This is a genomic window from Streptomyces sp. Root431 (assembly GCF_001426585.1).
GTDB classification, from domain to species: Bacteria; Actinomycetota; Actinomycetes; order Streptomycetales; family Streptomycetaceae; genus Streptomyces; species Streptomyces stackebrandtii.
Window position 1 is genome coordinate 473,696 of the sequence record NZ_LMEI01000007.1, and the last position, 24,957, is coordinate 498,652.

24 protein-coding genes are annotated in these 24,957 nt (G+C 72.2%); 11 read left to right on the plus strand and 13 right to left on the minus strand.

Going from position 1 to position 24,957, the window contains the following annotated elements; all coding sequences use genetic code 11:
- Positions 1–74 precede the first annotated feature (74 nt).
- The 3 genes from ASC82_RS09425 (at position 75) to ASC82_RS09435 (ending at position 4,310) form a co-directional block, all read left to right on the plus strand.
- Positions 75–923, plus strand: a complete 849-nt coding sequence (locus ASC82_RS09425) for a 3-hydroxyacyl-CoA dehydrogenase family protein (protein ID WP_024761899.1) — start codon at positions 75–77, stop codon at positions 921–923.
- Between the two features lie 127 nt (positions 924–1,050).
- Complete coding sequence (locus ASC82_RS09430; RefSeq protein ID WP_024761898.1) at positions 1,051–1,374, plus strand: STAS domain-containing protein; 324 nt, start codon at positions 1,051–1,053, stop codon at positions 1,372–1,374.
- 212 nt (positions 1,375–1,586) lie between these two features.
- Positions 1,587–4,310, plus strand: a complete 2,724-nt coding sequence (locus ASC82_RS09435) for an ATP-binding protein (RefSeq protein ID WP_056644130.1) — start codon at positions 1,587–1,589, stop codon at positions 4,308–4,310.
- 103 nt (positions 4,311–4,413) lie between these two features.
- Here ASC82_RS09435 and nucS read toward each other — a convergent pair whose 3' ends face one another.
- Positions 4,414–5,085, minus strand: a complete 672-nt coding sequence (gene nucS, locus ASC82_RS09440; RefSeq protein WP_055641303.1) for an endonuclease NucS — start codon at positions 5,083–5,085, stop codon at positions 4,414–4,416.
- A 228-nt stretch (positions 5,086–5,313) separates the two neighbouring features.
- Here nucS and ASC82_RS09445 point away from each other — a divergent pair, with 228 nt between their 5' ends.
- A complete protein-coding gene (locus ASC82_RS09445) occupies positions 5,314–5,706 on the plus strand; it encodes an SCO5389 family protein (protein ID WP_024759239.1) in 393 nt (130 codons plus the stop codon).
- A 106-nt stretch (positions 5,707–5,812) separates the two neighbouring features.
- On the opposite strand, the gene ASC82_RS09450 is transcribed toward ASC82_RS09445, so the two are convergent.
- Complete coding sequence (locus ASC82_RS09450) at positions 5,813–6,847, minus strand: LLM class flavin-dependent oxidoreductase (RefSeq protein ID WP_056644132.1); 1,035 nt, start codon at positions 6,845–6,847, stop codon at positions 5,813–5,815.
- A gap of 198 nt (positions 6,848–7,045) precedes the next feature.
- On the opposite strand from ASC82_RS09450, the gene ASC82_RS09455 reads away from it, so the two are divergent.
- A complete protein-coding gene (locus ASC82_RS09455; RefSeq protein ID WP_056644135.1) occupies positions 7,046–7,375 on the plus strand; it encodes a hypothetical protein in 330 nt (109 codons plus the stop codon).
- A 20-nt stretch (positions 7,376–7,395) separates the two neighbouring features.
- Here the strand turns inward: ASC82_RS09455 and ASC82_RS09460 are convergent, their stop codons facing one another.
- The 7 genes from ASC82_RS09460 to mce form a co-directional block, all read right to left on the minus strand.
- Positions 7,396–8,229, minus strand: coding sequence for an ABC transporter permease (locus tag ASC82_RS09460; protein ID WP_056644137.1), 834 nt, complete (start codon positions 8,227–8,229; stop codon positions 7,396–7,398).
- Positions 8,226–9,371: an ABC transporter ATP-binding protein gene (locus tag ASC82_RS09465; protein WP_056644139.1), complete on the minus strand. Its 1,146-nt coding sequence runs from the start codon at positions 9,369–9,371 to the stop codon at positions 8,226–8,228. Before ASC82_RS09465 ends, ASC82_RS09460 begins: the two co-directional genes overlap by 4 nt.
- Before the next feature lie 200 nt (positions 9,372–9,571).
- Positions 9,572–10,351, minus strand: coding sequence for an ABC transporter permease (locus tag ASC82_RS09470; protein ID WP_056644141.1), 780 nt, complete (start codon positions 10,349–10,351; stop codon positions 9,572–9,574).
- 3 nt (positions 10,352–10,354) lie between these two features.
- Positions 10,355–11,323, minus strand: a complete 969-nt coding sequence (locus ASC82_RS09475; protein ID WP_056644142.1) for an ATP-binding cassette domain-containing protein — start codon at positions 11,321–11,323, stop codon at positions 10,355–10,357.
- An 86-nt stretch (positions 11,324–11,409) separates the two neighbouring features.
- A complete protein-coding gene (locus ASC82_RS09480) occupies positions 11,410–12,345 on the minus strand; it encodes a hypothetical protein (RefSeq protein ID WP_056644144.1) in 936 nt (311 codons plus the stop codon).
- Positions 12,346–12,459: 114 nt separating this feature from the next.
- Positions 12,460–16,971: a polarized growth protein Scy gene (gene scy, locus ASC82_RS09485; protein ID WP_199862504.1), complete on the minus strand. Its 4,512-nt coding sequence runs from the start codon at positions 16,969–16,971 to the stop codon at positions 12,460–12,462.
- 200 nt (positions 16,972–17,171) lie between these two features.
- On the minus strand, positions 17,172–17,624 hold the full coding sequence (gene mce, locus ASC82_RS09490; protein WP_056644148.1) for a methylmalonyl-CoA epimerase: 453 nt from the start codon (positions 17,622–17,624) through the stop codon (positions 17,172–17,174).
- A gap of 138 nt (positions 17,625–17,762) precedes the next feature.
- On the opposite strand from mce, the gene ASC82_RS09495 reads away from it, so the two are divergent.
- Together ASC82_RS09495 and meaB are read left to right on the plus strand one after the other, a co-directional pair.
- Complete coding sequence (locus ASC82_RS09495) at positions 17,763–18,971, plus strand: acetyl-CoA C-acetyltransferase (RefSeq protein ID WP_056644150.1); 1,209 nt, start codon at positions 17,763–17,765, stop codon at positions 18,969–18,971.
- Positions 18,972–18,996: 25 nt separating this feature from the next.
- Positions 18,997–19,953 carry a methylmalonyl Co-A mutase-associated GTPase MeaB gene (meaB, locus tag ASC82_RS09500; RefSeq protein ID WP_024755275.1) on the plus strand — a complete coding sequence of 319 codons (957 nt, stop codon included), beginning with the start codon at positions 18,997–18,999 and terminating at the stop codon, positions 19,951–19,953.
- Between the two features lie 63 nt (positions 19,954–20,016).
- Here the strand turns inward: meaB and ASC82_RS09505 are convergent, their stop codons facing one another.
- The 4 genes from ASC82_RS09505 to ASC82_RS09520 form a co-directional block, all read right to left on the minus strand.
- Positions 20,017–20,493 (minus strand): MarR family transcriptional regulator, encoded by a 477-nt coding sequence (locus ASC82_RS09505; RefSeq protein WP_056644153.1) that lies wholly within the window; start codon positions 20,491–20,493, stop codon positions 20,017–20,019.
- Positions 20,494–20,576: 83 nt separating this feature from the next.
- Positions 20,577–21,362, minus strand: coding sequence for an AIM24 family protein (locus ASC82_RS09510; RefSeq protein ID WP_056644155.1), 786 nt, complete (start codon positions 21,360–21,362; stop codon positions 20,577–20,579).
- Positions 21,359–22,009 (minus strand): AIM24 family protein, encoded by a 651-nt coding sequence (locus ASC82_RS09515; protein WP_024755272.1) that lies wholly within the window; start codon positions 22,007–22,009, stop codon positions 21,359–21,361. The genes ASC82_RS09510 and ASC82_RS09515 overlap by 4 nt, the downstream gene beginning before the upstream one ends.
- Positions 22,009–22,647, minus strand: coding sequence for an AIM24 family protein (locus ASC82_RS09520; RefSeq protein ID WP_056644156.1), 639 nt, complete (start codon positions 22,645–22,647; stop codon positions 22,009–22,011). The genes ASC82_RS09515 and ASC82_RS09520 overlap by 1 nt, the downstream gene beginning before the upstream one ends.
- Positions 22,648–22,754: 107 nt before the next feature.
- Here ASC82_RS09520 and ASC82_RS09525 point away from each other — a divergent pair, with 107 nt between their 5' ends.
- The 4 genes from ASC82_RS09525 to ASC82_RS09540 all read left to right on the plus strand — a co-directional run bounded on the left by ASC82_RS09525 (position 22,755) and on the right by ASC82_RS09540 (position 24,955).
- Positions 22,755–23,108 carry a DUF3817 domain-containing protein gene (locus ASC82_RS09525; RefSeq protein WP_056644915.1) on the plus strand — a complete coding sequence of 118 codons (354 nt, stop codon included), beginning with the start codon at positions 22,755–22,757 and terminating at the stop codon, positions 23,106–23,108.
- Positions 23,105–23,398, plus strand: a complete 294-nt coding sequence (locus tag ASC82_RS09530) for an MTH1187 family thiamine-binding protein (protein WP_056644158.1) — start codon at positions 23,105–23,107, stop codon at positions 23,396–23,398. Before ASC82_RS09525 ends, ASC82_RS09530 begins: the two co-directional genes overlap by 4 nt.
- 154 nt (positions 23,399–23,552) lie before the next feature.
- Complete coding sequence (locus ASC82_RS09535) at positions 23,553–24,275, plus strand: hypothetical protein (protein WP_056644160.1); 723 nt, start codon at positions 23,553–23,555, stop codon at positions 24,273–24,275.
- Positions 24,272–24,955, plus strand: a complete 684-nt coding sequence (locus ASC82_RS09540; protein ID WP_056644162.1) for a DUF4166 domain-containing protein — start codon at positions 24,272–24,274, stop codon at positions 24,953–24,955. Before ASC82_RS09535 ends, ASC82_RS09540 begins: the two co-directional genes overlap by 4 nt.
- Positions 24,956–24,957: the final 2 nt, after the last annotated feature.

The following is a 24,957-nucleotide window of genomic DNA, read 5'->3' on the forward strand; positions in this document are numbered from 1 at the left end:
GTCACATGGCGCCCCGCGACCGCTAATCTCCGCCGGAGAGCCAGAAGTGAACAGGCGTTGAGGGGTGGAACATCGTGGCCAGGAAGCTCGCCGTCATCGGGGCCGGACTCATGGGATCCGGCATCGCGCAGGTCTCGGCACAGGCGGGCTGGGACGTCGTCCTGCGTGACGTCACCGACGCCGCCCTGACCCGCGGTACCGACGGCATCAAGGCGTCGTACGACCGGTTCGTCGCGAAGGGCAAGCTGAGCGCCGCCGACGCGGAGGCCGCCCTCGGCCGGATCACCGCCACCACCGAGCTCGAAGCCGTCGCCGACGCCGACATCGTCGTCGAGGCCGTCTTCGAGAACCTCGACGTCAAGCACGAGATCTTCCGCTCGCTCGACAAGATCGCCAAGGACGGCGCCGTCCTCGCCTCCAACACCTCCGCGATCCCGATCACCAAGATCGCCGCGGTCACCGAGCGCCCCGAGGCCGTCGTCGGCGTCCACTTCTTCTCGCCGGTCCCGATGATGCAGCTCGTCGAGCTGGTCCGCGGCTACAAGACGAGCGACGCCACCCTGGCCGCCGCCCGCGAGTTCGCCGAGTCCGTCGGCAAGACCTGCATCGTCGTCAACCGCGACGTCGCCGGCTTCGTCACCACCCGCCTCATCTCGGCCCTCGTCGTCGAGGCCGCCAAGCTCTACGAGTCGGGCGTCGCCACCGCCGAGGACATCGACATCGCCTGCAAGCTCGGCTTCGGCCACGCCATGGGCCCGCTCGCCACCGCCGACCTCACCGGCATCGACATCCTGGTGAACGCCGCCAACAACATCTACACCGAGTCCCAGGACGAGAAGTTCGCGCCGCCGGAGCTGATGCGCCGGATGGTGGACGCGGGTGACATCGGGCGCAAGAGCGGGCAGGGCTTCTACAAGCACTGATTCCGGCCCGCCACCCCGCCCTCACCCCGTGGGGTGAATTTCGGTATCGGTTCGCTGACAAGGCGCAACGTATCTGCCGGTGCGGCAGTCAGTCGTTGCGAAGACGGAGCACTCTCGGGGAGCGCATATGCACATCAGGGGCGACCACGTCGAGCTGGTCGTCGGGGGCCGCCTCGACGTCCGCAGCGCGGCGGACGCCCGTACGGTCCTGCACTCGGCCGTCGACGACGGAGTCGGCGACCTGGTGCTCGACCTGACCGGCCTCGACTCCTGGGACGCGACCGGGCTCGGCGTGATCATGGGCGCTCACCGGAGGGCCGGCCGCTGCGGCCGGCGCCTCGTCCTGCGCGGGGTACCACCCCAGATGCAGCGGTTGCTCGTGGCCACCCGGCTCCACCGCATCCTCGCCATCGAGGGCGGCCTCGCCGCGGAGTCGCTGCCCCGGGTGTGACCCGTCGGGCGCAGGTGACAGGGGGGACACGGCCCTGTGAAGCAGCTGTGTGAACCACGCGTCACGCTCAATCCTCACAAGACCGTGACGTCTTGGTCTCCGGAGCACCCCGGCTGTTCCCGAGCGCCTGACCACGGTCTAGGGTTCGGTCGCCTGCACATTGACGGACCCACCCGGCGGGCACCTGACACCGCTTCTTGGGGGCTTGGACCATGGACCCGATCAACCCTGGGTCGGAGCAGTACGGTCACGACACCGAGGGCGAGGACGCCCGCCCCGCGCTCGGCGCCGCCCTGCCCGAGCGCTCGCCCGCGGCCCCCGCACGCGCCCGCGTCGTCCGCCTCGTCTCCGGCGAGCTGCTCCTCACCGTCAACCCCGTCGACGGCAGCGAGATAGAACCCTGCCCGCCGGGGCAGGATCCCGAGGCCCCCCGCCGCCGCACCCCCGAGGAGCGCGCCGAGGCCGCCCGCGCCGCCGCCCCGCCCGTACCGCCCGGGCCCGCAGCCCCCGCACTGCCCCTCCTCGAACGCCAGGAGCAGCGCGAGCGGCTCGCCGAGATCCTCACCCGCGGCCGCACCGCCCGCCTCACCGGCCCCGCAGGTTCCGGCCGCACCGCCCTCCTCGACGCGGTCGCCGCCGACTGCGCGGAGCTCGCCCCCGACGGCGTCGTCCGCCTCTCGGGCCACCACCGCACCCCCACCGAGCTCCTCCACGAGCTCTTCACCGCCGTCCGGTACGCCCCCAACCACCGGCCCGACCGCGCCACGCTCCTCGACCGGCTCCGCGACATCGGCGCCGTCGTCGTCGTCGACGACCTGGAGTTCGGCGGCGCCGCCCTCGACGAACTCCTCGCCGCCGCCCCCGAGTGCGCCTTCCTCCTCGCCGCCGCCCCCGACGCGCCCGCCCCCTCGGCCGGCGCCCACGTCGAGGAGGTCGCCCTCGCGGGCCTCGGCCGCGGCGCCTCCCTCAAGCTCCTGGAGAGCGCCGCCGGCCGCACCCTCACCGACGAGGAGGCCAACTGGGCCGGCGACCTGTGGTTCGAGTCCGAGGGCCTGCCGCTGCGCTTCGTCCAGGCCGGGGCGCTGCTGCGCCAGCGCGACCGGCTGCGCGTCACCCCGGCCGAGTTCGACGCCTTCGGCGCCCTCGAAGAGGCCTTCGGACCGACCGACCCCGCCGCGGCCGCCGCAGCCGCTGCCGCCGCCTTCGACGGCGTCGACGACCCCGACGTCGAACTCCGCGAGATACCCCTGCCCAGCCTCGGCGAGGGCGCCGCCCCGGCCGCCCTCCTCGCCTCCCGCCTCAGCCGCTCCGCCCAGACCACCCTGCGCTTCGCCGTGGCCCTCGGCGGCGAGCTCCCGCACCAGGCCCACCTGCCGGCCCTGGTCGGCGACACCCACGCCGACGCCGCCCTCGGCGAGCTCGTCGCCTGCGGACTGCTCTCCCCGGTCGGCCCCCGCTACCGGCTCGCCGCCGGGGTCCTCACCCAGCTCCTCGCCCACGGGTACGAGAACGGCGCCGCCGACCGCGTCCACACCACCGCCCAGCACTACGCCTGGTGGGCCGGCCACCCTTCCGTCACGCCCGACCGCGCCGCCGCCGAGTCCGACGCCCTCCTCGCCGCCCTGACCGCGCTCGTCTCCGGCACCGAAGCCGGCACCGACGGCGAACGCCGCACCACCGCCGTCCTCCTCGCCCGCGCCGCGGCCCCCGCCTTCGCCGCCGGACTCCACTGGGGCGCCTGGGAGCGGGCCCTGCGCGCCGGACAGGAGGCCGCCCGGCTCACCGGGGACGTCGCCGAGGAGGCGTACTTCCACCACGAGCTCGGCGTCCTCGCGATCTGCGCCGGAAACCTGGAGCGGGCCCGCGCCGAGCTGGAGGCCTCCATCGGCATGCGCGGGGTGCTCGCCGACAAGCGCGGCACCGTCGCCGGCCGCCGGGCGCTCGCGCTCGTCGCCGACCTCTCCGGCGAGCACGGCACCCCGGCCGCGGCACGCGCCGAGGAGCCCGTCTCCCCGCCGCGCGGAACCCCGGCCCTGCGCCGCACCCCCGCCCGCCCCGCGCCCACGGTCCCGGAGCCGCCGACGGCCCCGCTGCCCGGCGGCCCCGTGCGGGGCCAGGCGGCCAACCCGGCGCCCGCACGCGTCCCCGCCTTCCCTGCCTTCCCCGACTTCGCCGACGAGGGCCCGACGCTCATCACGCGCCCCGACACCGCCCAGGACGGCCGCCGCCCGGGCCTCAAGGGCGGCATCCTCACCGGCGCCCGCCGCAACCTGGCCGCCGTCGGCGCGGGCGCGCTCCTCGTGGCCGTCCTCGGCACCGTCGTCACCCTCGGCGCGACCTCCGGCAACGGCGAGGACCCCGCCACGAACCGCGTCACCTCCGACAGCACCGCGACGGACGACGGCACCGACGACGGCCTCGACGGCGAAGAGCCGCCGGCCGACGGCGAGGCGGGGGAGGGCGACGAGCCGCCGGCCGACGGCGAGACCGGCGATCCCACGCACTCCGGCTCCCCGAGCCCCTCCGGCTCCGACGGCACCTCGCCGTCGACCTCGCCGACGAGCCCGGGCGCCACCGGCTCCCCGAGCGCGACGGACCCGTCCTCTTCCTCGTCCCCGTCCTCGTCGTCCTCGGCGCCTTCGCCCTCGGACAGCGCGACGGGCACCACCGCCCCGACGACGACGAAGCCGCACACGAGCCCGTCGATCAGCACGCGCCCGCCGAGCCCTTCGACCACGCCATCGGAGGAGTCCCCGTCGCCGTCGAGCTCCTCGTCGAGCTCGACCCCGAGTCAGTCGCCGACCACCACGCCGGATCCGTCGGCCTCGTCCGCCACGACCGAGGTGAACAGCCCGAGCAACTCCGCCTCGGCGTCCCTCGGCGGCGCCCCCTCCGCCTCGGACAGCGCCTCCGCCTCGGAGACGCCGATCGCCTGACCCCGCCGGGGCCGCGGATACGGATACGAAGACGGGGACGGCCCCGGGCGCGCTCACCGCACCCGGGGCCGTCCCCGCACTCGTACCGCTTCGTATGCCGGCTCTAGAACAGCCGGAGCTTGTCGTCCTCGATGCCGCGCAGCGCGTCGTAGTCGAGGACCACGCAGCCGATGCCGCGGTCCGTCGCGAGGACCTTCGCCTGCGGCTTGATCTCCTGCGCCGCGAAGACGCCCTTCACGGGGGCCAGGTGCGGATCGCGGTTGAGCAGCTCCAGGTAGCGGGTCAGCTGCTCGACGCCGTCGATCTCGCCGCGCCGCTTGATCTCCACCGCGACCGTCCCGCCGTCCGCGTCGCGGCAAAGGATGTCGACCGGGCCGATCGCCGTCGGGTACTCGCGGCGGATCAGGGTGTACCCCTCGCCGAGGGTCTCGATGCGGTCGGCGAGGAGCTCCTGGAGGTGGGCCTCCACGCCGTCCTTGATGAGACCGGGGTCCACACCGAGCTCGTGCGAGGAATCGTGGAGGATTTCCTCCATCGTGATGATCAGTTTCTCGCCCGCTTTGTTGATCACGGTCCAGATGCCCGCCTCACCGTCCGCACCCTCCTTCAGGGTGCACGGCGGGGACATCCAATTGAGCGGTTTGTACGCCCGGTCGTCCGCGTGGATCGAGACGCTCCCGTCGGCCTTGATCAGGATCAGACGGGGCGCGGAGGGCAGGTGGGCCGTGAGCCGACCCGCGTAGTCCACGGAGCAACGGGCAATGACGAGACGCATGGTCCGCAACGCTACAAGACGGGCGCTCTTCCGCGCGATTCGGGCATCATCCTGAGCCGAACACCCGTCGGTTATCAGCCTGTTGTGTTCCCAATCTTCTGGTGCGACCAGGTCTGCGCGCTTACCGTGGAAGCTGGAGGTCGTCGCCCGGGCACGCTGCGTGGCGGGCGGCCCGGCCTTCGCCCCTGCCCGCAAGACCCCGTCCGCGGGGTCGCGAGAGGAGAACCCATGTCGCTCGACGTCTCACCGGCACTGTTGGAACAGGCCGAGCGAGGCGAGGTCGACGAAGCCGACTTCGTCGACTGCGTCCGGACCTCCCTGCCCTTCGCATGGGAGATGATCAGTTCTCTGGTGGCTCAGCTGAAGGTCGACGGCGGAGAGTTCGCCGACAACCAGACGCCGCCGCCGAATGAGCAGGCACGTGGTCAGCTGCTGCGCGCGCTCGCGAGCGATGCCATTCGTGGCGCCCTGCAGCGGCACTTCGGGGTGCGTCTCGCCTTCCAGAACTGCCACCGCGTGGCGGTGTTCCCGCTGGACCCGTCGGTGGACGAGCGGCTCGCCCGCTTCACGTCCATCCGGGGGCAGCTGCTCAATCAGTCGCCGGAACTGCGCGACTGCTGAGACATGGTGCTGCCGCTCCGCATCGCGGGAGACGTGGTCGACGCGTGCCGACACGCGTCGACCACGAAGAGATGCCGGAGCGGCAGCACACGCTCTCCCCGGGGCCTCAGCCCAGCAGCGGAAGGACCTCGGCGCCGAGCCGCCGGACGTTCTCCTCGGTCGCCGCGAGGTCACCCGAGCCCTCCGCGAGCAGGGCGAACCGGGTGATGCCCGTACGCTCCGCCGTCGCCGCGAGCCGGTCCGCCGCCTGCCGGGGCGTACCCACCGGGTGCAGTCGGCACAGCAGCTCCGTGTACGCCACGGGGTCCCGCATGGCCCGGTGCCGGCCGTCGACCGTCACATGCGCGTCGAGCCCCTGCTTCAGCCAGCCCGGCATCGCCTTCACCAGCGCCTCGGCCGCGTCCGCGCCCCGGTCCGCGAGCTGCGCCACCCCCGCCGAGACGTGCCCGGCGCCGATCCGCGCGATCTCGTCCGGGTCCCGCCCGGCCTCCCGCGCGCAGCGCGCCCAGGCCGCCACCATCTCGGCCTTGTCCTCGTCGCCGCAGTGCATCCCGAGCAGCATCGGAAGCCCGCGCTCCGCGGCGAGCCGCACGCTCTTCGGCGAGGTGCAGGCCACCACCACCTCGGGCCCCGCCTCGCCGCCGATCAGCTCGTCGGCGCGGGGCACCACCGCGACCTCGCGGAAAGCGAATCGTTCCCCCTCGGCGCCGACCCGGGCCTCGCCCAGCCACCGCAGCAGCAGATCGAGCGATTCCGGGAAGCCCTGCTCGTACGCCGGCAGACCCGCGCCGAACACCTCCAGGTCGACCCAGGGCCCGCCCCGGCCCACCCCGAGGGTGAACCTGCCGCCCGAGGTGAGGTGCAGCAGCGCCGCCTGCTCGCCCAGGGCGACCGGGTGGACGGTCGGCAGCACACTCACCGCCGTGCCCACCCTCAGCCGCCGCGTGCGCCCGAGGAGCAGCGCGGCGAGCGTCACGGCCGACGGGCAGACCCCGTACGGCACGAAATGGTGCTCGGCGAGCCAGACGGAGTCGAGCCCCGCCTCCTCGGCGACCTCGGCGGTCCGCACCGCCCGGTGCAGCGCCTCGCCCTGTCCCTGGCCCGGGAACTGGGCGGCCAGAACGAACGTACCCACGCGCATCGCCTTCTGCCTCCTTGCGGCCGACGCGAAACTCCCCTCGCACCGGCAACAACGTCTGACACGTGCCAAAGGCAACGGCCGTTCATGAAGTTCTTGCGATTTTCGGCTAAGCCGTCGCGGACGGGGCCCGGGGCACCGCATCGCGGCCCGTAGGCTGGAGAGAACGGTCCGTGTTCCCAGACCCCGTGAGGTGTGCCCGTGTCCCCGCGCCACAACCGTTCCCGAGGCGGCGAGAAGCCCGAACAGCAGCCGGGCGAGCCCGGTGACCGGTACGGCGGTGCGCAACGCAGCGAGACCTGGCAGGGCGAGGAGTGGTACGTCCGCCTCGTCGCCGGCGCGAGCTCGCCCGGCAAGCGCTACCGCTGCCCCGGCTGCGACCAGGAGATCCCGGCCGGCGCCCCGCACGTCGTCGCCTGGCCCGAGTACGGGGGCGTGGACGACCGGCGCCACTGGCACAAGGCCTGCTGGAGCGCGAAGGACCGCCGCACCAGCAGGGTGCAGCGGTCCCGTAACGCGCCGAGGTACTGACGTACCGGAAAACCTGTGCCTTACACGTCCTTGCTGTTCAGCAGGGCGTAGGCGCCGGCCAGCGCCGCGGCCGTGACGCCCGCCACGATCAGCAGCGGCTCCCAGCCCGCGGGGCCGCTGTCGCCGAACGGCGGACGCTCGCTGTACAGCGCGATCATCTGCGAGGGGATCGCGTACGTGAAGAGCGCCTCCTGCACCGACCGGAGCGCCTCCGAGAACATGAACAGCGCCGCCACCAGCGGGAGCAGCAGCAGACCGATCATGACGGTGATCGCGCCGGCCGAGTGCCGGATGAGCGTGCCGAGCGCCAGCGACAGCAGACCGAGCAGGGCCAGGTAGGCGCCCGCTCCGACCGTCGCCCGCAGCCATTCGGCGCCCGTGGGCTCCCGCGCGTCGACCATGGCGACCTGCGCCACCGCCACCAGCGTCGCGAAGACGGTGGTGACCGTGAAGACCAGCAGGAAGAAGACGATCGCCTTCGCCGTCAGCACCCGCGAGCGGCTCGGGCAGGCGGTCAGGGTCGTACGGATCATGCCCGTGCCGTACTCGGAGGCGATCGTCAGGACCCCGAGCGTGATCACGCAGATCGACGCGGGAAGCATCCCGAAGAAGCCGAAGCCGAGTGCGGACTCCTCGCCCATCGGCGCGTTGGAGGCCGAGGCGATCGCCGCGACGCCCAGGCCGATGCCCAGCATCAGCAGGATCATGACGCCGAGCGTCCACATCGTCGACCGGACCGAGCGGATCTTCGTCCACTCGGAGGCGAGCGCGTCACCGAGGTGCGCCCTGCGGACCGGGATGGGGGAGACGTAGGAGTGCGGCGCGGGAGCGTAGTGGTGGGTGGGGGCGGTCATCGGGCGTCCTTGGGGGTGTCGCTCGGAGCGGCGGGCTGCGGCGCCGCGTACGGGCTCGGCGCCGTGGGCGCCTGCGGGGCCCCGGCGTACGGGTTCTGTCCGGGCGGCGGCGGGGCGTACCAGCCCTGCTGCGGCGCCTCGGGGGCCATCGGCTGCTGCTGCGGCGGCATCCCGTACCCCGGCTGGCCGGGCTGCTGCGGCGCCTGGAGGTGCGCGAGCTGGTCCTCGGTGGAGCGGTAGTCCACCGCGTTCTGCGTCATCCGCATGTACGCCTCCTCCAGGGAGGCCTGGTGCGGGGAGAGCTCCCAGAGCCGTACGTCCGCGTCGTGCGCCAGGTCGCTGATCCGCGGCAGGGCCAGGCCCGTCACGCGCAGCGCGCCGTCCGGCTCGGACAGCACCTGGCCGCCGGCCTCCATGAGCGCCGCCGTCAGCTTCTCCCGCTGCGCGGGCTCGGTCTGCGGCGTCCGCACGCGGGCGAAGTCCGCGGAGTTCGCCGAGATGAAGTCCGTGACGCTCATGTCCGCGAGCAGCTGCCCGCGGCCGATCACGATCAGGTGGTCCGCCGTCAGCGCCATCTCGCTCATGAGGTGGCTGGAGACGAAGACGGTCCGGCCCTCGGAGGCCAGCTTCTTCATCAGGTTGCGGACCCAGAGGATGCCCTCGGGGTCCAGACCGTTGACCGGCTCGTCGAAGAGCAGGACCTGCGGGTCGCCCAGGAGCGCCGCCGCGATGCCGAGCCGCTGGCCCATGCCGAGCGAGAAGCCCTTGGAGCGCCGCTTGGCCACGTCCTGGAGGCCGACGACGCCGAGGACCTCGTCGACCCGCTGGGCCGGGATGCCGGCGAGCTGGGCGAGCGACAGCAGGTGGCTGCGCGCGCTCCGGCCGCCGTGCACGGCCTTGGCGTCGAGGAGCGCGCCGACCTGCCGGGGCGCGTTCGGGAGCTGCCGGAAGGGGTGGCCGCCGATCGTCACGTGACCGGCGCTGGGCCGGTCGAGCCCGAGGATCATGCGCATGGTCGTCGACTTCCCGGACCCGTTCGGTCCCAGGAAGCCGGTGACCACACCGGGCCGCACCTGGAAGGAAAGGTTGTACACGGCCGTCTTGGCGCCGTAGCGCTTCGTCAGGCCGACTGCCTCGATCATTCTCCAGCCCCATCGACAGGTCGTCGCATCCGTGTCGGGGCGTGGCGGCCGTCGGCCGGAGCCCCCCGTATGAATGAGGAGCTTATCCAGCCGTTGACGGTTCCAGCGAAGCGGAAGAGAAGCGGAAGGGAAATCTCCGGGAGATTCCCTGGTCGCCGCAGGCCCGTCCCCTAGGGGACGGCTGCCGGTCGGCCCATGGGTCAGGCGTCGCGCTTCTTCATCACCAGGTAGCCGCCGAGGACCGCCGCAGCCACCCAGATCAGCATGATCCCCAGACCGCCCCAGGGGCCGTACGGCGCCTTCTCCGTGCCCATCGCGTCCGGCACCACCTGCATGATCTTGGAGCCGGCCTGGTCGGGGAAGTAGCGGGCGACCTCCTTGGCCTTCGGGACCGCCGAGAGGATCTGCGAGATCAGGAAGAAGAACGGCACCAGGATGCCCAGCGACAGCATCGAGGAGCGCAGCATCGCCGCCACGCCCATCGAGAAGATCGCGATCAGCCCCATGTAGAGGCCGCCGCCGACCACCGCGCGCAGCACGTTGTCCGCGCCGAGGGTGGTGCGGTGCTCGCCGAGCAGTGCCTGCCCGAGGAAGAAGGAGAGGAAGCTGGTCGCCAGGCCCACGACCAGGGCGAGCCCGCCGGCCACCGCGATCTTCGAGAAGAGGAAGGTGGCACGCTGCGGGACCGCCGCGAGCGAGGTGCGGATCATGCCCGAGGAGTACTCGGTGCCGACCACCAGGACGCCGAAGACCACCATCGCCAGCTGGCCGAGGATCATCCCGGAGAAGCTGGCGAACGTCGGGTCGAAGGTGGCCTGCTCCACCTCGTTGAGATCGTCGAAGGTCGACTTGAACAGGGCGCACAGCGCCGCGCTCATCACCACCGTGACGAGGAGGGCGCTCGCCAGGGTCCAGACGGTCGACGACACCGTCCGGATCTTGGTCCACTCGGACTGCAGGACCGCGGATGCCGCTGCCATCGTTCAGGCTCCCTCGGAGGTCGAGCCCCACCGGGGGCCGGGCGCCGGTGCGGCGCCGTGTACGTCGGTGCCGTGCGCGTGGTACTCCACCGCACCTGCCGTCATCTGCATGAACGCTTCCTCGAGGGAGGCGCGCTGCGAGCTCAGCTCGTGCAGCACGAGCCCGTTCTCCGCCGCCAGCTCGCCCAGCTTCTCGGTCGTCGCCCCGTCCACCTCAAGGGTTCCGTTTCCCGCCTCGACCGCGATGAATCCGTTCGCGTGGAGCGCGTCCCGCAGGCGTTCCTGCTGCGGAGAACGCATCCGCACATAACTCCTGGAATTCTGCTGGATGAAATCCGCCATCGACGTGTCTGCCAGCAGCTTTCCCTGCCCGATCACGATCAGATGATCGGCCGTCAGCGCCATTTCACTCATCAGATGGCTGGAGACGAAGATCGTCCGGCCCTCGCCGGCCAACGACTTCATCAGATTGCGGATCCAGTGAATTCCCTCGGGGTCCAGACCATTGACGGGTTCGTCGAACATCAGGATCTCGGGATCGCCGAGCAGTGCCGAGGCGATACCGAGCCGCTGGCCCATGCCGAGGGAGAAGCCCTTCGACTTCTTCGTCGCGACCGGCGTCAGACCCACCAGATCGAGCACCTCGCCCACCCGGCTCCGCGGGATCCGGTTGGACTGCGCGAGACACAGCAGGTTGTTGTACGCGGAGCGGCCGCCGTTCATCGCCTTGGCGTCCAGCAGCGCGCCGATGTACTTCAGCGGTTCCGCGAGGTCCCGGTAGTGCTTGCCGTCGATCCGGACCGTACCGCTGGTCGGGTTGTCCAGGTCGAGCATCATCCGCATCGTCGTCGACTTGCCCGCCCCGTTCGGCCCGAGGAAGCCGGTGACGACGCCCGGCCGGACCTGGAAGGAGAGATGGTCGACCGCTGTCTTCGTCCCGTAGCGCTTGGTCAGGCCCTCAAGCTCGATCATGCGTACCAACCTAAGGGCGCGCAAAACCCCCCGCCACCGGAGTGACGGGGGGCTGTGAAGCGGGGTGTTGCCGGTGCTTCCGGGCCTCAGCGGGACTGCTGGGCCGGGACGCCCGCGGCGCGCTCGTCGTCGATCGGGGAGCCGGCCGCCGCGACCGCGGCACCCGTCAGGGTCGCCAGCATCTCTCGGACGTTGGTCAGCTGGGCGTTGATCGAGTCGCGGCGGTTCGTCAGCGCCGCGAGCTCGCGCTCCGACTCGCTGCGGATCCGGTCGGCCTTCGCGTTCGCGTCGGCCACGATGTCCTCGGCCTGGCGCTGCGCGGTCTCCACCGTCTGACGGGCCCGGCGCTCCGCGTCCGTACGCAGCTTCTCGGCCTCCAGGCGGAGCTGCTCGGCGCGGTGCTCGATCTCCGCGAGGCGCTTCTCGGCCTTGGCCTGACGCGAGGCCAGGTCCCGCTCCGACTGCTCGCGGCGCTTCGCCAGGTTGGTCTCGAAGTCCGCGGCGGCCTGGGCGGCCTTGGCGCGGGTCTCCTCGAAGAGGGCGTCCGCCTCCTCGCGCTTCGACTGCGCGTCCTTCTGCGCCTCGGCACGCAGCGAGTTGGCCTCGCCCTGCGCCTTCTCGACGATGCGGACGCCCTCGTCCTCGGCCTTCGACTTCCGCTCGGCCGCGAAGGACTCCGCGTCGTTGCGCACCTGCTGGGCGGCCGACTCGGCGAGCTCGCGGTGCTGCTCGGCGGCGCGACGGGCCTCCTCGCGCAGGTCCTTCGCCTCCTCCTCGGCGAGCCGGAGGATCTTCTCGACACGGGCACCGAGGCCGGCGTACGACGGCTCCGCGTCGGTGACCTGCGCCTGTGCGTTCTGCGTTTCGAGGTGGAGTTCCTCGATGCGCTTCTCCAGGGACGTGATGCGGGAGAGAGCACTGTCACGGTCGGCGACGAGCTTGGTAATGCGGTCGTCCACCTGACCGCGGTCGTAACCACGCCGCACGAGCTCGAAGCCGAAGGGGGAGGAAGTGTCGCTCATGGGGTTCCTGTCGAATGAGACCGGTGAGGTGTTAGAGGGAATCCTAGGGGCCGAAGCGGCGTGTCATCGAGCGTATGCCCGTTTGATCTGGAGAATGTCCAGCCTTTCGAGTGGCTAGCCGTCCAGGGACTTGCCGCTCGAACGAGTGGCCCCCGTCGACGCACCCGCCTTGAGCCCGTCCTTTGTCCCCGCCGACGGTGTCTCGAAAGACTCCAACGCCTCCAGTACGTCCTGGACACGGGAGATCTCGGCATTGATGTCCTCACGCCTGCGCACGAGCACCTCCAGCTCCCGCTTGCCCTCGTCGACGGTCCGCTCGGCCTCGGCCTCCGCTTCGGCCCGCAGCTGCTCGGCCTCCGCCTTGATGCCCTCGGCCTCGGCGACGAGCGAAGCCTTCTTCTGCTCGGCCTCCTTGAGGAGCGCCTCCGCCTTCCGCACCGCCGCGATGCGGACCTTGCTCGCTTCGGAACTGGCCTCGGAGACGAGCTCCTTCGCCTTCTCCTCCGCCTCGGCGCGCTGCTCCGTGGCGGCCTTGACCAGCTTGTCGACGCGCTCGCCGGCCGTCTTCATCTGCTCGGCGTTCTCGCGCCGCGCCCGCTCGTGCAGTTCCTCGATCTCACCCTCGACGCGGGCCCGCAGCTCCTCGGACCGGTCCCTTATGGCCGTCGCGTCGCTGCGCGCCCCGACGAGCAGCTCGTCGGCGTCCGTACGGGCCTTCTCCACCAGGGAGTTGCCCTCGACGGTCGCCTCGGCGACGATCCGCTCGGCCTCCTTGCGGGCCGCGCCGACCATGGTGTCCGCCTGCGTCTCGGCCTCGGTGGTGGCGCGCAGCGCCTCCTCCTGGGCCTTGGCGATGAGCTGGTCCGCCTGCTCGGCCGCGTCCGAACGCTTCCGCGCGCCGGCGTCCCTGGCCTCGTCGAGCGTCCGGTCCGCCTCCTCGCGGGCCTCCGACCGCATCTGCTCGGCCGCCGCCTCGGCGTCCGCCCTGAGCCGCTCCGACTCGTTGCGGATCCGCTCGTCGTCCTGCTGCGCGGCGGCCACCGTCGCCTCTGCCGCGGCCTCCGCCTCGGCCTTGGCCCGCTCGCCCTCGGCGACGGTCCGGGCGGCCTGCTCGGCGGCCTCCGCCGCGATCCGTTCGGCCTCGGCACGCGCGTCGGCCGTGACCGCGTCGGACAGCTCGCCCGCCTCGCGGGTGAGCCGCTCGGCCTCGCTCGTCGCCTCCGCGATGAGCGCGTCGGCCTGCTCGGCGGCGTCGGAGCGGCGCTTGTCGGCGGCCTTGCGGGCCTCGTCGAGGACCTGCTCGCCGTCGGCGAGGGCGGCCGTCCGCAGCGCCTGGGCGTGCGCCTCCCCGTCGATCTTGACCTGCTCGGCCTCGGTACGAAGGCGCCGCGCGTCCTGCTCGGTCGTCTCCATGAGCTCGATCGCCTCGGCGGTGAGCCGCTCGGCCTCGCTCGTCGCCTCCGCGATGAGCGCGTCGGCCTGCTCGGCGGCGTCGCTGCGCCGCTTGTCGGCGGCCTTGCGCGCCTCGTCGAGGACCTGCTCGCCGTCGGCGATCGCCGCGGCCCGCAGCGCCTCCGCGTGCGCCTCCCCGTCGGCCTTGACCTGCTCGGCCTCGGTACGGAGCCGCCGCGCGTCCTGCTCGGCGCTCTCCAGGAGCTCGGCGGCCTCGGTCGTGAGTCGCTCGGCCTCCGCGAGCGCCTCGGCGGTGACGCGCTCGGCCTCGCTCGTCGCCTCGCCCACGAGGGTGTCGGCCTGCTCGGCGGCGTCGCTGCGCCGCTTGTCGGCGGCCTTGCGGGCCTCGTCGAGGACCTGCTCGGCCTCGGCGCCGATCCGGTCCGCCTCCGCACGAGCCTCGCCGACCACCGTCTCGGCCTTCTCGGCGGCCTCCGAACGGATCCGGTTCGCGTCGTCCCGGGCGTCCGCCCGCGTACGGGCCGCGTCCTGCTCCGCCGAGGCGAGCGAGTCCGTCACCTCGGTCCGTACCCGCTGCGCGTACTCCGCGGTGTCCGCCCGCAGCTTCTCCGACTCGGCGATCGCGTCGCCGACGGTCCGCTCGGCCAGCGCCTTCGCGGCCTCCGACTCCTCCTGGGCGCGCGCCCGGGTGCGGGAGGCGTCCTCGGACGCCCGCTCCCGCTCCTCGTACGCGTCGGCCCGGACCCGGTCCGCCTCCTCCTGCGCCTCCGTGCGCGTCCGCTCGGCGGCGTGCTCGGCGGCGCTGCGCAGCCCGGCGATCTCCTCCTCGGCCTGCTCGCGCAGACCGGCCACCGAGTCCCGCACCTCCTGGGCGGCTCGCGAGGCGGCGGTGACCATCTCGGTCGCCCGCGCGTCCGCCTCCTCGACCAGGCGCTGGGCCTCGGCCTGGGCGTCCTCGACGCGCTTGCGGGCGGCGGCGAGCAGCTCCTCGGACTGCTCACGGGCGTGCTCGCGCTCCCGGCCGGCCTCGGCGCGGGCCGACTCCAGGGTCGACTCGGCCTCGCGGCGGCGCCGGTTGGCCTCCTCCTGCGCGGCGGCCAGTGCCTCGGCGGCCTCGGCGGCCACCCGCTCGGCGGCGGCCCCGGCCTCGGCCCGCACCCGGTCGGCGGTCTCCTGCGCCTCGGACTTCAGGCGCTCGGCCTCCTCGCCGGCCTCCGTGCGGAGCCGTACGGAGGCGGCCTCGGCCTCGGTGCGCGCGGTGGACGCGTCGGCCGACGCCTCGGCGCGCAGCCGCTCGGCCTCCTGCTCGGCCTGCTCCTGGAGCGTACGGATGCGCTCGGCGGCCTCCGTGCGGAGCCGCTCCGTCTCCTCGGCGGTCTCGCGCCGGATCCGCTCGCTCTCGGCGCGGGCGTCGGTCAGCTCCTGGCCGGCCGCCGCCACCTTCGTCTCGGCGTCGGTGTGCAGCCGGGTCAGTTCCTCGGCGGCCTCGGCGCGGCGGGCCTCGGCGGCCCGCTCGGCGTCCGCGCGCAGCCCGGCGGCGGCCTCCTCGGCCGCCTCCTTGACCGACTCCGCCTGCTCCTCGGCCTCGGCGCGCAGCCGCTCGGCCTCGGCGCGGGTGCGCTCCAGGGTCTCCTCGGCCTGCGCGCGGAGCGTCTGGGCGCGCTCCACGGCCTCGGACTTGACCCGCTCGCTCTCGGCGCCGGCCTTGGTGCGGAGCTCCTCGGAGTCCGTACGGGCCTTGGTGAGGAGCTCCTCGGCGGTGCCGGCCGCCTCCTCGATCTGCTGGAGGGCCTCGCGGCGGGCCTCGCCGCGGATCCGCTCGCCCTCGGCGATGGCCTCGGCGCGCAGCTGCTCGGCCTCGCCGCGCAGCCGGCGGGCCTCCTCCTGGAGCTCTACCGTCTTGGCGCGGTACTCCTTGGTGTCGTCCTTCGCCGAACCGAGCAGTTCGTCGGCCTGCTCCTCGGCCCGGGTCCGCAGCCGGTCCATCTCGGCCTCGGCCTCGCGGCGGATCCGCTCGGCCTCCTCGGAGGCCTTGCGGGTGGTCTCGCGGGCGTCGTCGGACGCCTTGGTGAGGATCTCCTCGGCGTTGCGCGCGGCCTTGGCGAGCGCGGCGGCGGAGTCCTCGGCCACGGCCGTACGGGCCTTCTCGGAGGCCTCCGAGAGCAGCTTCTCGGCCTCGGCGGTCGCCTCGCGGAGCTTCTCCTCGGCCTCGGCCTTGAGGGTCTCGGCGTCCTTGGTGGCCTCGCCGACGAGCCGGGCGATCTCCGTCTTGGCGGTGCGGGTGCGCTGCTCGTTGACCGACTCCGCGGAGGCGAGCTGCTTGGCGGCGGCCTCCTTGGCCTCCGTGAGGGCCTTCTCGGCCTCCGCGCGGGCCTGGCGGAGCTTCTCCTCGGCCTCCTGCATGCGCTGCTCGGCGGCGCGGGAGAGCTCGGTGGCCTGGCGGCGGGCCTGGTCGGTCTCCGCGGTGGTCGTCGAGCGGAGCTGCTCGGCGTGGCTGGTGGCCTCCTGGGCCTGGCTGGAGGCGGCGCCCAGGAGCCGCTCGGCGTCCTTGCGGGCGCGCAGCAGGATCGCTTCGGCCTCGGCGCGGGCCGACTCGGCCTCGGCACCGACGCGGCGGCTGGTCTCCTCGGCGAGCCGGGCGGCCTCGGCGCGGGCGGTGGCGAGCGACTGCTCGGCCTCCGCGCGGGACTCCTCCATCAGGCGGCGGGCCTGGGACTCCGTACGGGCGCGCAGCTGCTCGGCCCAGGCGACGTTCTCGTTGACGTGCGCTTCGACGGTCTGGCGGCGCTCGTTGAGCTCCTGGTCAAGCTGCTGACGGCGCTGGACCGCTTCGTTGTGCAGCTCGGCCTGGAGCCGCGACTGGTGCTCGGCGTGCTCCTGGAGGATGCGCTGCGTCTGGGCGCGGGCCTCGCGCAGCTCGCGCTCGGCGTCCTGCCGGAGCTGCTCGGCCTGCGCCTGCGCGTTGCGCAGCAGCTGCTCGGCCTGGTAGCCGATGTCCGCGCTGTCGTAGGCGGGACGGGACGCGATGGTGCGGCGCGCCTCGTGGAGCTTGGCACGCAAGACCTCGACCTGGTATCCGAGGTCCTCGGCGTGCTGGACGGCCTTCTCGCGCTCGGTCTTCAGCCGGTCCATCTCGGCTTCGAACCTGGCGAGATGGTCGTCTTCAGCTCGGTGGCTCTCCTGGCGTTCGTAGCCCCGCACTGCGCGGTCCATCCTTCCCCGAGCTCTCCGAGCAGGGGATACCCCAACCCTGTTCGCACTCCAACGAGCACCGTCCTCACCGACGAGAACGGACCCCCGGGGAATCGTGGCAGATCGGACGACCCCGACATCCCGACTTCGGTGCCACGCAGAGCGGCCCCGACCGGCCCCGGCCCGGAGTCGCCCACTCTACCGGGCCAGGAATCCGGAGGTCAGTGCTCCGCTGAGGAGTGGTCAGCGGACGGCTTGGCCGAGGTGACCAGTTCCGTCAGCACACCGTGGCAGTCCTTGGGGTGCAGGAAGGTGATGCGGGAGCCCATCGAGCCGATCCGGGGCTCGTCGTAGAGGACGCGGACGCCCTTCTCGCGGATGTCCGCGGCATCGCCGTCGACGTCCGCAGTACCGAAGGCGATGTGGTGCACGCCCTCGCCGTTCTTGGCGAGCCACTTGCCCACCGCCGAGTCCTCCCGGGTCGGCTCCAGGAGCTGGAGGTAGGAGGCCCCACCGTCCGAGGTCTCATTGATCTTGAGCATGGCCTCGCGGACGCCCTGCTCCTCGTTGACCTCGGAGTGGAAGACCTCGAAACCGTACGTCGCACGGTAGAACTCGACAGTCTTGTCGAGGTCGAAACAGGCGATCCCGATGTGGTCGATTCGCGTCAGCATGCCCCCTAGTCCATCGCCAGGAAGGCGGTTACGCAACGTGCGCGCGATCACACCGGCTGGCCGGTGACCGCGCAGCGCGCCCCTCAGTACATTGGCGGTAAACCCTCGTTCACTCCTCATCCCTAGGGGCCGTGCCTCATGTCTGGAACGACCGGTACCACCTCAGTGATCGTCGCGGGCGCCCGCACGCCCATGGGTCGCCTGCTCGGCTCGCTCAAGTCCTTCTCGGGCGCGGACCTCGGCGGCTTCGCGATCAAGGCCGCCCTCGACCGTGCGGGCATCGGCGGCGACCAGGTCCAGTACGTGATCATGGGCCAGGTGCTCCAGGCGGGCGCCGGGCAGATCCCCGCGCGCCAGGCCGCCGTCAAGGCCGGCATCCCGATGAGCGTCCCGGCCCTCACCATCAACAAGGTGTGTCTGTCCGGCCTCGACGCCATCGCGCTCGCCGACCAGCTGATCCGTGCGGGTGAGTTCGACGTGGTCGTCGCCGGCGGCCAGGAGTCGATGACCAACGCCCCGCACCTGCTGCCGAAGTCCCGCGAGGGCTACAAGTACGGCGCGATCGAGATGCTCGACGCGATGGCGTACGACGGCCTCACCGACGCCTTCGAGAACATCGCCATGGGCGAGTCCACGGAGAAGCACAACACCCGCCTGGGCATCAAGCGCCCCGAGCAGGACGAGATCGCCGCCCTCTCGCACCAGCGCGCCGCCACCGCGCAGAAGAACGGCATCTTCGAGGCCGAGATCACCCCGGTCGAGATCCCGCAGCGCAAGGGCGAGCCGGTCGTCTTCTCCAAGGACGAGGGCATCCGCGCCGAGACCACCGCCGAGTCCCTCGGCAAGCTCCGCCCGGCCTTCGCCAAGGACGGCACCATCACCGCCGGCACCTCCTCGCAGATCTCGGACGGCGCCGCCGCCGTCGTCGTGATGAGCAAGGCCAAGGCCGAGGAGCTGGGCCTGGAGTGGATCGCCGAGATCGGCGCCCACGGCAACGTCGCGGGCCCGGACAACTCGCTCCAGTCGCAGCCGTCCAACGCGATCCTGCACGCCCTCAAGAAGGAGGGCCTCGGCGTCGAGGACCTCGACCTCATCGAGATCAACGAGGCCTTCGCCGCGGTCGCCGTCCAGTCAATGAAGGACCTCGGCGTTACCCCCGAGAAGGTGAACGTCAACGGCGGCGCGATCGCCCTGGGCCACCCCATCGGCATGTCCGGCGCCCGCGTGGTGCTGCACCTCGCCCTGGAGCTCAAGCGGCGCGGCGGCGGCGTCGGCGCGGCGGCCCTCTGCGGCGGCGGCGGCCAGGGCGACGCGCTGATCGTTCGCGTCCCCGGCAACGGCAAGTAGTCCCGGCCCTTAAGGAGCAGCGCACATGGTGGACGTCCCCGAACTCGTCGCCCAGGCACGGGAGGGCCGGCCGCGGGCCGTGGCCCGGCTGATCTCGCTCGTGGAGGGGGCGTCCCCGCAGCTGCGCGAGGTCATGGCGGCGCTCGCGCCGCTGACCGGCGGCGCCTATGTGGTGGGCCTGACGGGCTCGCCCGGCGTCGGCAAGTCCACGTCGACCTCGGCGCTCGTCACCGCGTACCGGAAGGCGGGCAAGCGGGTCGGCGTCCTGGCCGTCGACCCGTCCTCGCCGTTCAGCGGGGGCGCGCTGCTCGGCGACCGGGTCCGCATGTCCGAGCACGCCTCCGACCCGGGCGTCTACATCCGCTCGATGGCCACCCGCGGCCATCTGGGCGGTCTCGCCTGGTCCGCCCCGCAGGCCATCCGCGTCCTGGACGCGGCCGGCTGCGAGGTGATCCTCGTGGAGACGGTCGGCGTCGGGCAGTCCGAGGTGGAGATCGCCTCCCAGGCCGACACCTCGGTCGTCCTCCTCGCCCCGGGCATGGGCGACGGGATCCAGGCCGCGAAGGCGGGCATCCTGGAGATCGGCGACCTGTACGTGGTCAACAAGGCCGACCGGGACGGCGCGGACGCCACCGCCCGCGAGCTCAACCACATGCTGGGCCTGGGCGAGGCGCGGTCCGCCGGTGACTGGCGGCCGCCGATCGTCAAGACGGTCGCGGCGCGCGGCGAGGGCATCGACGAGGTCGTGGAGGCCCTGGAGAAGCACCGCGCGTGGATGGAGGAGCACGGGGTGCTCGCGGAGCGCCGCCGGTCCCGTGCGGCGCGCGAGGTCGAGACGATCACCATCACGGCCCTGCGCGAGCGCATCGGTGATCTGCACGGCGACCGGCGCCTCGACGCCCTCGCAGAGCGGATCGTCGCGGGCGACCTCGACCCGTACGCGGCCTCCGACGAGCTGGTCGCGAGCCTGACGGGCAACTGAGTCCCGGAAGACGAGAAAGGGCCTCCCCGGCGATCCGGGGAGGCCCTTCCTCGTACGGGTCGGCTACGGCTTGCCGCGCCGCCCGCGGAGCTGCTCCGCGATCGGCTTCAGCGACTCGTGGAGGTCACCGAGGGCGTCGGCGCCGATCTGGTCGATGAAGTGCCTGCGCACCGACTCGACGTGGTGCGGGGCCACCTTGCGCATGGTCTCCATGCCGTCGTCCGTCAGGACGGCGTACAGCCCGCGCCGGTCGGACTCGCAGTTCTCGCGGCGTACGAGTCCGGCGTTCTCCATCCGGGTGATCTGGTGGGAGAGCCGGCTCTTCGACTGGAGGGTGGCCGTGGCGAGGTCGCTCATGCGGAGCCGGCGCTCGGCCGACTCCGAGAGGTTCACCAGGATCTCGTAGTCGTTCATCGTCAGGCCGAAGGGTTGGAGGTCCTTCTCCAGCTGGTGCGTCAGCATCCTCTGGACGTCGAGGAACGTGCGCCAGGCGCACTGCTCGCCGTCGGTGAGCCACGGGGTGGCCGTCTCGGTCTCCATGTATGGATTCTACCTAAGAAGTTGAATGCTTTACGAAATCTGGGAGCGTGCGTTCGAGGACGTCACACTCCGCAGACTACCGCTCACAGCCCGAAGCGACGCTGGAGGTCACCGAGCTGGCCGGGAAGACGCGGTACCGAACCCGGCACGCTCTGGCCGGAACCGTGTGCCCCGTGACCGCCCGGGACTCCCGCCTGCGCCGGCGGCCCGCCGATCGCCCGCTCCGCCATGAGCAGCTCCGTCGACTGGAGCAGTACCGTACCCGCTCCCACGAACTCGAACTGGTGCTCCTCGCCCGAGGTGCCGCCGATCCCCGTCAGGGCCCGTACGCCGCCCATCACGCCCGTCATGTAGCCGTGGTCGTAGTGGTGGCACGGCGAGGGGCAGTCCGCCCAGCCGACCAGGGCCTGCGGGTCCACCCGCATCGGCGGCTCCATGAAGACCACCGGGCCGTTCGACGCGGCCACGAACTTGCCCGTGCCGATCAGCGTCACGAAGCCCGGCACGATCGACTGCTTCAGCGCGAGCGTGGGCTGGTAGGCGAGCAGATTGCCGGAGCGGATCGTCAGGTTGCCCTTGTCCAGGTCGAACGAGTTCACGTCGAAGGCCCGGTCCGCGAGCAGCATCTTGCCGCTGCCCTCGGCGACCACCCAGTCGCTCGCGTGCAGCGGCGAGTGGAACGACGTCCTGACCAGCCGGTCGAGCCGCCCGTGCCCGATCCCGTTGAACTCGATCCGCCCGTAGTAGGCGATCATCTTGCCCTTCTGCAGGAACCACTGGGATCCCTTGAGCTCCACGCAGAAGGTGTACGGATTCACGTTGTCGTCCGACGGAAGCGTCGTCGGGTCGTGGATCACCGGGGTGCTCACAGCTTCTCCTCCGAGGCCTGGACGTACACCGCGCCGCTCCCGCTCAGCTCCAGCTGGAACGCCTCGCCCGAGCCGCGCCCCACCATGTCGCGCCAGCCCAGCGCGGTGGAGAGCTTGTTCCGTACGTCGCCGTGGTGGGCCACGTACGCCTGCGGGTCCACGTGGACCGGGCGGCCCGGGGTGATCGGCAGCTCGATGACCCCGCCGTGCGCCATGACGGCCACCGCGCCGTGCCCCTTGAGGGTGGTGGTGAAGAGGCCCTGGCCGGTCACCTGGCCGCGGACCATGCCCATGACCCCGCCCTGCGAGCCCATGAACATCGTGCCCTGCTCCAGGGTGCCGTCGAAGGCCAGGAGCCGGTCGGCCTCGACGTACAGGGTGTCGCCCGTCAGCCCGATCACCTGGATGTGGTGGCCGCCGTGCCCGAACATCACCGTGCCGTTGCCCTCGACCGTCATCAGTGGCGTCGCCTCGCCGGCCACCCGGCGGCCGATCATCGACATCACGCCGCCCTGACCGCCCGCCATGTTCGGCGTGAAAGTGACGTCGCCGCGGTACGCGAGCATCGCGCCGCGCTGGCTGAACATCCGCTGCCCGGGGATGACGGTCGCCTCGACCATCTTCGAGTTGATCTCGCGGAACGGCATCAGACGTCGCCCCCGATCGTGTTCCGCTCGCTCGGCTGGACGTACACGAGGCCGTCCCCCTCGAAGCGGATCTGGAAGGCCTCGCCGCCGCCCTCGCCCATGAGGGTGCGGAAGGTCACACCGGACTGGAAGTGCTGCTGGAGGTTGCCCTGGTGCGCGATGTACGCGCCGGGGTCGACCTGGAGCGGGTACTGAGGGGTCACCCGCAGCACCACCGCCGGGCCGTCGGACGTGATCGCCGCCTGGCCCGTGCCCTCGACGGTGGTGGTGAAGAGGCCGTTGCCGGTCGCGCCGCCGCGCAGGCCCGTGAAGGTGGTGCCGGTGCGCAGCCCCGCGTCGGTGGCGAGCAGATTGCTCGCCTCGACCCAGAGCTTCTCGCCGTGCAGGGACACGAGGTTGATCTCGGAGGCCCGGTCGGCGAACCAGCAGGTCCCCTGGCCGCGTACCTCCATCACCTCCATCTGCTCACCGGTGAGCCGGCGGGTCACCATGCCGCGCAGGCCCTCACCGCCACCGCTCATCTTCTTGAACGCCATCTGGCCGTCGTAGGCGACCATCGAGCCGTTCTTCGCCTTGACGGCGTCGCCCGTCATGGAGACGGCGAGCACCTTGCTGCCTTGGAGTCGGAACGTTGCCACCCAAGGAAGGTACTGGGGACCCGGATAAAGAGACAGCAAAGTCGGCGTGCACAATGGACGGGCCCTTGTGCATCCGTTCACAAGATCGAACGAAGGTGACCCCCTCCGTGGACATCAAGACCGCTTCCTCCCTCCACCGGCTCCGGCTCGTCTCCGCGCCGGAGGCCGTCTCGTTCCTGCTTCTGCTCGTCTGCTCGGTGCTCAAGCGGACGACGGACTTCAACGCGGTGCCGGTCATGGGTGCGGTCCACGGCGTGCTGTTCATCCTGTACGTCCTCTTCTGGCTGGACGCCTGGAACCGCACCAAGTGGAGCTTCGGGACCGCGGCGCTCTACTTCGTCCTCTCGGTGCTGCCGCTGGGCGGCTTCTACGCCGAGCGGAAGCTGAAGCGCGAGGCCGCCGACGCGGTCATCGCCTCCCGCGCCCGCGCGGCGAGCGCCGAGGGTGCGGTGAAGGCGTGATCGTCGCGTTCTCGGTCACCCCGCTGGGTGTGGGGGAAGAGGTCGGCGAGTACGTCGCCGAGGCCGTCAGGGTCGTCCGCGAGTCCGGGCTCCCGAACCGCACCGACGCCATGTTCACGTCCATCGAGGGCGAGTGGGACGAGGTCATGGACGTCGTGAAGCGTGCCGTCGCCGCCGTGGAGGCCCGCGCGCCGCGCGTCTCGGTCGTCATGAAGGCGGACATCCGTCCCGGCGTGACGGACGGTCTGACCTCGAAGGTCGAGACGGTGGAGCGCCACCTCGGGGCCTGACGCCGAAGCGGAACAGTCGAGACCCCCGGTCCTGATCCAGGACCGGGGGTCTCTTCGTATGTACTGGTTGAGCGAGTGCTCAAAATCGGTTACCTTCACTCGCGGGCAGTTTTGAGCGGTCGCTCAAGATGCCGGATGAGCTGGGGGAACACCAATGGGTCTCTACATCGAGACGCGCGTGCGCGCGGACCTGGAGACGCTCTGGGAGCGCACGCAGGAACCGGAGCGCCACCAGCGCTGGGACCTGAGGTTCACGGAGATCTCCTACCTCCCGCGGGCCGAGGGCGAGGCCCAGCACTTTCGGTACGCGACCCGCGTCCTGCCCTTCCTGACCGTCGCCGGCACCGGTGTCTCCGCGGGGGAGCGCCACCGGGCCGGCGGCGAGCGGGTCTCCGCCCTCCGCTTCGCCTCGCCGCACCCGCTGTCGCTGCTCGCCGAGGGCAGCGGCTACTGGAGGTACGTGCCCACCGCCGACGGCGTCCGCTTCCTCACCGGCTACGACTACCGGCCCCGCTGGGGCCTCCTCGGCCGCGCCGCCGACCGGCTCGTCCTCCGGCCCCTCATGGGCTGGGCCACGGCCTGGTCCTTCGACCGGCTGCGGCTCTGGTGCGAGCGGGGCATCACCCCGGAGCGCTCGCGGAACCGCTGGCTGCTCGAACTCCTCGTCCGGGTGCTGCTCGTGGCCGTGCCGATCACCCTGACCCGGCTGCCCCTGGGGCTCGTGTCGCTCGACGCCGTGCCGCTCACCGTCCTCGGACTCGCCGCCGCCGTCCTCGTACCGCCCTCGTCACGCGCCCCCGCGGCCCGGCGCTGCCTGCGCGTCCCGCCCGCCCGCACCCGGGAGCCCCGGCTCCTCGCCACCCTGGAGCAGCCGTGACCTCGATCTTCCGTACGGCCATGGGGGACGCCGCCTTCGAGCGCCTCCACCCCGAGCTCCAGCGGCGCTTCTCCGTCGGGCTCGCGAGCGGGGAACTGTGCGTCGGGCGGGGCGTCATGGACCGTGTCTGGCACGGCAGGGCCTTCGTGAAGCCCTTCCTCGCGGTCGGCGGGCTGCGGAACATCCTGCTGCCCCGCACCGGCCGGGACGTCCCCTTCGTCATCGAGAACGTGCCGTACGCCGACTCGTACGGACGGGAGACCGTCACCTTCGTCCGGACCTTCGCCCTGCCCGGCGGCCCCCGGCGCTTCGACGCCACCATGGTCCACAGCCCCGAGCGGGACTGCGTCCTCGACTACCTCGGCACCCACCAGCACCTCGCCAGCGACCTGCACCCGTCCGCCGAACCCGACGGCTCCCTCCTCATCACCTCCGGCGAACACCGCTTCCGCGAAGGCCCGTTGGACGTGCGCGTCCCCGAACTGATCGGCGGCCGGGCCGAGGTCCGCGAGTCCTTCGACGAGCGCACCGGCCGCTTCCGCATCAACGTCCGGGTGGTGAACCGGTACTTCGGCCCGCTCTTCGGCTACGAGGGATCGTTCACCGCCGAGTACGCCGACGTAGGCTCCCACGGGGTGCGCGCGGGGCTGCGCCCGGTGCGCGAGGAGGTACGGGCGTGAGC